This is a genomic window from Cupriavidus sp. GW821-FHT02F09 (assembly GCF_059421605.1).
Genome location: NZ_JBWKVH010000013.1, coordinates 186,417 through 193,402, shown reverse-complemented (window position 1 = coordinate 193,402; position 6,986 = coordinate 186,417). Strand labels below are relative to the sequence as shown.

At 63.5% G+C, this 6,986-nt stretch carries 6 protein-coding genes and 1 pseudogene; all 7 read left to right on the top strand.

The window, feature by feature from the left end; genetic code table 11:
- Positions 1-174, top strand: a pseudogene (locus tag AC07XB_RS17380) (ABC transporter ATP-binding protein); the annotation flags it as partial.
- A 95-nt stretch (positions 175-269) separates the two neighbouring features.
- Entirely contained in the window at positions 270-1,478 is a 1,209-nt protein-coding gene (locus tag AC07XB_RS17375; protein WP_441635794.1) for an ABC transporter substrate-binding protein, read from the top strand.
- A gap of 179 nt (positions 1,479-1,657) precedes the next feature.
- Positions 1,658-2,542 carry a branched-chain amino acid ABC transporter permease gene (locus AC07XB_RS17370; RefSeq protein WP_043350832.1) on the top strand — a complete coding sequence of 295 codons (885 nt, stop codon included), beginning with the start codon at positions 1,658-1,660 and terminating at the stop codon, positions 2,540-2,542.
- Positions 2,542-3,570, top strand: a complete 1,029-nt coding sequence (locus AC07XB_RS17365; RefSeq protein WP_492375615.1) for a branched-chain amino acid ABC transporter permease — start codon at positions 2,542-2,544, stop codon at positions 3,568-3,570. Before AC07XB_RS17370 ends, AC07XB_RS17365 begins: the two co-directional genes overlap by 1 nt.
- Before the next feature lie 358 nt (positions 3,571-3,928).
- On the top strand, positions 3,929-4,399 hold the full coding sequence (locus tag AC07XB_RS17360) for a hypothetical protein (protein WP_492828638.1): 471 nt from the start codon (positions 3,929-3,931) through the stop codon (positions 4,397-4,399).
- A gap of 81 nt (positions 4,400-4,480) precedes the next feature.
- Positions 4,481-5,239: a sulfite exporter TauE/SafE family protein gene (locus AC07XB_RS17355; protein WP_492375613.1), complete on the top strand. Its 759-nt coding sequence runs from the start codon at positions 4,481-4,483 to the stop codon at positions 5,237-5,239.
- A 415-nt stretch (positions 5,240-5,654) separates the two neighbouring features.
- Positions 5,655-6,806 carry an ABC transporter substrate-binding protein gene (locus AC07XB_RS17350; protein ID WP_183034091.1) on the top strand — a complete coding sequence of 384 codons (1,152 nt, stop codon included), beginning with the start codon at positions 5,655-5,657 and terminating at the stop codon, positions 6,804-6,806.
- Positions 6,807-6,986: the final 180 nt, after the last annotated feature.

Sequence of the window (6,986 nt, the reverse complement as noted above, 5' to 3'; positions counted from 1 at the left end):
CTGATGCTCAAGAAAAAGGGCTACACGGTGGTGATGGTGGAGCAGAACTTCCGCTTTGCCGCGCCGCTGGCCGACCGTTTTTATGTGATGGAACACGGCACGATCGTCGAGCGCTTCGCGGCTGCGGAGCTGCAGGCCAAGATGCCGGTGCTGAACGAGTTGCTTGGGGTCTGATTCGAATCGGCGCGCGGCGCTGTCATGAATCGCAGGCATTGTTTTAGGGCAGGAACGGGTGGCGTCAGGTGCCGCCGAAACTAAGGAGACAGGCAATGAAGATGACTCGGCTGGCGGTCGCTCTGGCGGCTATCGTAACGGGCGTGGCAATGGGTTCGGCATCGGCGCAGGTCTCGGGCGATACCGTCAAGATCGGCTACATCACCGACATGTCTGGCTTGTACGCCGACATCGACGGCCCGGGCGGCCTCGAAGCCATCAAGATGGCAATCGAGGACAACGGTGGCAAGGTGCTGGGCAAGCCGATCGAGCTGGTCTCGGCCGATCACCAGAACAAGGCCGACATCGCCGCCTCGAAGGCGCGCGAGTGGATGGACCAGCAGGGCCTGGACGTGCTGATCGGCGGCACCAATTCCGCCACCGGCCTGGCCATGAACAAGGTGGCCTCGGAGAAGAAGAAGGTCTACTTCAATATCGGTGCCGGCTCGGCGCGCCTGACCAACGAAGAGTGCTCGCCCTACACCGTGCACTATGCATATGACACGGTGGCGCTCGCCAAGGGTACCGGCAGCGCGGTGGTCAAGCAGGGTGGCAAGTCGTGGTTCTTCCTGACCGCCGACTATGCCTTCGGCCACTCGCTGGAAAACGATACCGCGGCCGTGGTGAAGGCCAACGGCGGCACGGTGGTGGGCTCGGTGCGCCATCCGCTGTCGGCATCGGATTTCTCGTCGTTCCTGCTGCAGGCGCAATCGTCCAAGGCGCAGATCCTCGGCCTGGCCAATGCCGGCGGCGACACCATCAACTCGATCAAGGCGGCCAAGGAATTCGGCATCACCAAGACGATGAAGATCGCCGGCCTGCTGATGTTCATCAACGACATCCACAGCCTGGGCCTGAAGAACACCGAAGGCCTGCTGATGACCGACAGCTGGTACTGGGACATGAACGACGATACGCGCAAGTTCGCCGCGCGCTTCTTCACCAAGATGAAGAAGATGCCGAGCAGCTTGCAGGCCGCCGACTACTCTGCCGCGCATACGTACCTGAAGGCGGTCGAGGCAGCCAAGACGGATGATCCGGACAAGGTCATGGCCGAGCTCAAGAAGATGAAGATCAACGACTTCTACACCAAGGGCTACATCCGCCAGGATGGCCGCGGCATCCACGACATGTACCTGATGCAGGTGAAGTCGCCGGCCGAATCGAAGAAGCCGTGGGACTACCTGAAGGTGGTGGCCACGATCCCGGGTGAGCAGGCTTTCACCACGGTGGCGGAATCGAAGTGCGCGATGATGAAGAAGTAAGCGTTTGAACTGAGTTGAGTTGCGTAGAGTTGATTGAGGTATGACGCCCCCGCCCGGGACCGTTGCATGTTGACCGGGTTCGGGAGTGGGGGCCAGTGTCTTTCTTCGCTTCATTTTGACAGCGCCTGCCTGGCGGGGAACGACGAATCCCGGCTGGTGCGCAAACGGTAACGCCTGCGATGGACATCTTCGGTATTCCTCTGCCCGCCATGCTGTCCCAGTTACTGCTGGGACTGGTCAACGGTGCCTTCTATGCGATGTTGAGCCTTGGCCTTGCGGTCATCTTCGGGCTGCTCAACGTCATCAATTTTGCCCACGGGGCGCTGTTCATGCTCGGCGCGGTCCTGGCCTGGATGGGCATGGAGTACGCCGGGCTCAACTACTGGGTGATGCTGGTGCTGTCGCCGCTGGCGGTGGCGCTGATCGGCATCGTGATCGAGCGCACCATGCTGCGCTGGATCTACAAGCTCGACCATATCTACGGCCTGCTGCTGACGCTCGGCATCACGCTGGTGATCGAAGGCATCTTCCGCTCGATCTATGGGGTGTCGGGGTTGCCGTACTCGGCGCCCGAGGCGCTGAGCGGCGCCACGGATCTGGGCTTCATGATCCTGCCGAACTACCGGGCCTGGGTGGTGGCTGCCTCGCTGGTGGTGTGCTTCTCCACCTGGTACCTGATCGAGAAGACCAAGCTGGGCGCTTATTTGCGCGCTGGCACCGAGAACCCCAAGCTGGTTGAAGCCTTTGGCGTCAACGTGCCGCTGATGGTGACGCTGACCTACGGGTTCGGCGTGGCGCTGGCGGCGTTTGCCGGCGTGCTCGCGGCACCGGTGATCCAGATCTCGCCGCTGATGGGGCAGAACCTGATCATCATCGTGTTCGCGGTGGTGGTGATCGGCGGGATGGGCTCGATCATGGGCTCGATCCTGACCGGCCTCGGCCTGGGCGTGATCGAGGGCCTGACCAAGGTGTTCTATCCCGAGGCCTCGTCCACGGTCGTGTTCTTCATCATGGTGATCGTGCTGATGCTGCGCCCGGCCGGACTGTTCGGGAGGGAGAAGTGATGAACCAACCAACCGGCGCGGCAGTGGCCGCGGGGCAGACAAGACAGGGGCGGGGCGTGCAGAAGAAACTGTTGTACGGATTGTTGCTGGCAGCGCTGGTCCTGGCGCCGATGGCCGGAGCGTATCCGGTGTTCGTGCTCAAGGTGCTGTGCTTCGCGCTGTTCGCGTGCGCCTTCAATCTGCTGATCGGTTATACCGGGCTGCTGTCGTTCGGCCATGCGGCCTTCTTCGGCGGCGCGGCCTATACGGCCGGGCATGCGATGAAGGTGTGGGGCGTCACGCCTGAGGTTGGGCTGGTGCTGGGCACGCTGGCGGGCGCCTTGATCGGCTACGTGGTCGGGTACATCGCGATTCGCCGGCAAGGCATTTATTTCTCCATGATCACGCTGGCGCTGGCGCAGATGCTGTTCTTCTTCTGCCTGCAGGTGCCGTACACCGGGGGCGAGGATGGCTTGCAGGGCATTCCGCGCGGCAAGCTGTTCGGTGTGTTGTCGCTAGCCAACGATCTGACACTGTATTACGTGGCGCTGGCGATCATCGTGGCGGCCTTCGCGCTGATCGTGCGTACCGTGCATTCGCCGTTCGGCCAGATCCTCAAGGCGATCAAGGAAAACGAGCCGCGCACCATCTCGCTGGGCTACGATACGGACCGCTTCAAGCTGATGGTGTTTGTGCTGTCTGCGGCTCTTTCCGGGCTGGCCGGGTCGATCAAGGCGCTGGTGCTGGGCTTTGCCACGCTCACCGACGTGCACTGGTCCATGTCGGGCTCGGTGATCCTGATGACGCTGGTTGGCGGCCTGGGCACGCTTTCGGGCCCGCTGGTCGGGGCTTTCGTGGTGGTGGCGCTGGAAAACAAGCTTGGCGACATCGGCACCTTCCTGGCCTCGACGACGGGCATCGAGTGGTTCAACTCACTGGGCGAATCCGTCACAATGGTGACCGGCGTGATCTTCGTGATCTGCGTATTGACGTTCCGCCGCGGCATCATGGGCGAGCTTCTTGCCCGCTTTGGGAAGGCCCGGGAGTGATCGTGGGGCGACATGCCCGATTTTGGGGCTAGGGTTTCTTCTAGCTTGCTCGAAACGCACCGCTTCGTTACATTCCATATACGGTTTTCGCAGGTTAAATGGAGGCGGAAGCGAGGAGACGACAGGCGCGCAGTCACTAGGCTGCAGTGTCAATATAAGATAAGGGCGTTGCTGGGTGATCCTCGGCAACGCCTTTTTTAATTTCCGGGTTGCATGCCCGTTCCTGGTGCGTGATGTTTTCGCCATGCGGAATCGTCGTCAAAGCCACCGATTGCGCATGCGACAATGCGGCCTTGCCACCGGGCCCGCCATGCCGTCAGATCCCCCCTCTCTAATTCCTTCCCCGCCTGAATCCGCAATGCCCCCGGCCTCGATATGCCTGGCCGGTACTGGCGATGCGCAAAACCTGGGCGCCTGGCTGCAATCACGGCACGCATTGCCCGTCGCGGCGGCGCGCGCCCGGCAGGCGCTGCTGGAGGGCCTGCTTGCCCGGCCTGAGCGCGGGGCCTGTGTGGTGGCGCAGGCCAACGCCGGCCCGGATCTGCTCGGTTGCCTGCCCGTTACGCTGATACCGCATCTCGAACTTGCCGGCCTTGCGGCGCTTGCCACCGAATGGTGGGCCGGTGACGTGCCGGCGGACAGGGGCGCCGCCTTGCTGCTGGATTGCTGTGGCCTGCTGGCCGACTGGTGCAGCGCGCATGGCGTGCGCCATCTGTTGCTGGCGCCGGCGCTGCTGACGGCGGCGCAGGCCGCACCGGCCGGCTTTGCGCCGCATGCCAGCGGCCTGTGGCATCTCAATTTGTCACCAGCCGCCAAGATGCTGGGCTGACGCTTCCAGCGCGCCTGCCGCGCTTGGTTCACCTCCTTCGCTCGTTCCCTCCGTTTTCTCTTTCTTCGTTTCCCCGCGTCCATGGAATTCGCGTTTCTTGCTGTTGCCGCTTTTCTTGCCGGCCTGATCGATGCTGTCGCCGGCGGCGGTGGCCTGGTGCAGATCCCCGCGCTGTTTTCGGCCTATCCCAACATGGCGCCGGCCACGCTGCTCGGCACCAGCAAGGTGGCGTCGCTGGCCGGTACCACCAATGCGGCGTTGCGCTATGGCCGCAGCGTGCGCATCTACTGGGGTGCGACCTTGCCGACGATGCTGTCGGCCTTCGCCTTTTCGATGGCGGGTGCCTACGCGCTCACGCTCATTCCCGCGGAGCCGCTGCGCAAGTCGCTGCCCTTTATCCTGGTGGCCCTGCTGGTCTATACGGTGGCCAAGAAGAGCCTGGGCACCGAGCACGCACCGTCGCTCTCCGGCGGCAAGGAACGCGCCGCTGCGTTGTTGGCGGGCGCCGTGATCGGCTTCTACGACGGCGTGTTCGGGCCGGGCACCGGCAGCTTCCTGATGATCGTGTTCGTGCGCGTGTTTGGCTACGATTTCCTGCACGCCTCGGCATCGACCAAGGTGGTCAACCTCGCCACCAACCTGGCGGCCTTGCTGCTGCTGGCGGCGAAGGGGCACGTCTGGTGGCAGCTCGGGCTGGTCATGGCGCTGGCTAACGTGGGCGGCAGCCAGATTGGCAGCCGCCTCGCGCTCAAGCATGGCAGCGCCTTTGTGCGGCGCGTGTTTATCGTGGTGGTGGCAGCGCTGATCGTGAAAACCGCCTGGGATGCGTTCGGCCGCTGAGCGTCGGTTCGCGGCCGTGTCGCTTGCATGCTGCGATGCGGGTTAATCCCGCTAGCCCGGCGATATGCCTGTTGCTAGACTCGCTACGCATTCCCGACCGGGCGGTCGGTGAATGAGCGGCCGGCGTGGCGCACCATGGCATTGCCTGGCGAGCCCCGCCGAGCGCCGCCGGGGATCACGCGCAGGACGGGAGATTGGGGCAGGGCGGACGCGGATTCGCCCATCGCCCCGGGGTAGCAGGCAGGCGCCGGCGTTGCGCCTGGATACGGGCCTGAAAAGCACCGAAAGGGCACCGGCACAATAAGATCCACCAGGACAAGACAGACCAGAAGAACAGAAGACCAGATTGAGGCATCCGACTGGCCGCGAGGCGGCACGGATGCCTCTTCCGTTTGCCGCAATGGAAGGAGACACGATGACATTCAAGCGCGCCAGCCTGCTGGCTCTCGCCGCCGCCAGCCTGTGCGCCGGCACTGCCAGCGCACAGGTCAAAGTCGGGGTAACGCTATCGGCCACCGGGCCCGCCGCCTCGCTGGGCATTCCCGAGAAGAACACCATCTCGCTGCTGCCCAAGGAGATCGCTGGCAAGAAGATCGAGTACATCGTGCTCGACGATGCGTCGGACACCACCACCGCGGTCAAGAATACGCGCAAGCTGATCAGCGAAGACAAGGTCGACGTGATTGTCGGCTCCACCGTGACGCCCAACTCGCTGGCCATGGTGGATGTCGTCGCCGAGAACGAAACGCCGATGATCACGCTGGCGGCCTCGGCCCGCATCATCGAGCCGATGGATGCCAAGCGCGCCTGGGTCTTCAAGACGCCGCAGAACGACTCGCACATGGCCACCGCCATTGCCGAGCACATGACCAACCACAACGTGAAGACGGTTGCCTTTATCGGCTTCGCGGACGCCTATGGCGATAGCTGGGCGCAAGAGTTCGCCAAGGTCGGCGAGATGCGCAAGATCAAGGTGGTGGCCAATGAACGCTTTGCGCGCACCGACACCTCGGTCACCGGCCAGGTGCTCAAGATGATGGGCAGCAACCCGGACGCCGTGCTGATCGCAGGCTCGGGCACGCCCGCCGCGCTGCCCGCCAAGGCGCTCAAGGAGCGTGGCTGGAAGGGCAAGATCTACCAGACCCACGGTGTGGCCAACGCCGACTTCCTGCGCGTGTGCGGCAAGGATTGCGAAGGCACCTTCCTGCCGGCCGGCCCGCTGCTGGTGGCCGAGCAGCTGCCGGACACGAACCCGGTGAAGAAGCCTGCCATTACCTACAAGACAGCGTACGAAAAGGCATTCGGCGGCCAGGTCTCGACCTTCGGCGGCCACGCCTGGGATGCCGGCCTGCTGCTGCAGCGAGCCATCCCCGAGGCGCTGAAAAAGGGCCAGCCGGGCACCAAGGAGTTCCGCAAGGCGCTGCGCGATGCCATGGAGCAGACCAAGGAGCTGCCGATCTCCCACGGCATCATGAACATGACGCCGACCGACCACCTTGGCCTGGACCAGCGCGCGCGCGTGATGGTGGAGATCGTCGACGGCAAGTGGAAGCTGCAGACCAAGTAAGCGGCACGACTGGCTGCATTGGATGCAAAAAGGGCGCATGGCCAGCCATGCGCCCTTTTTGTTGGTGCCGGCTCATGCCGGCCCACGCCATTGCGCGACTACAGGCAATCCCGCACTTGACACCGCATCCGCCATGCGAGATCTTTAACGTGTTAATGAATTTGGCATTTGCCAGGATAA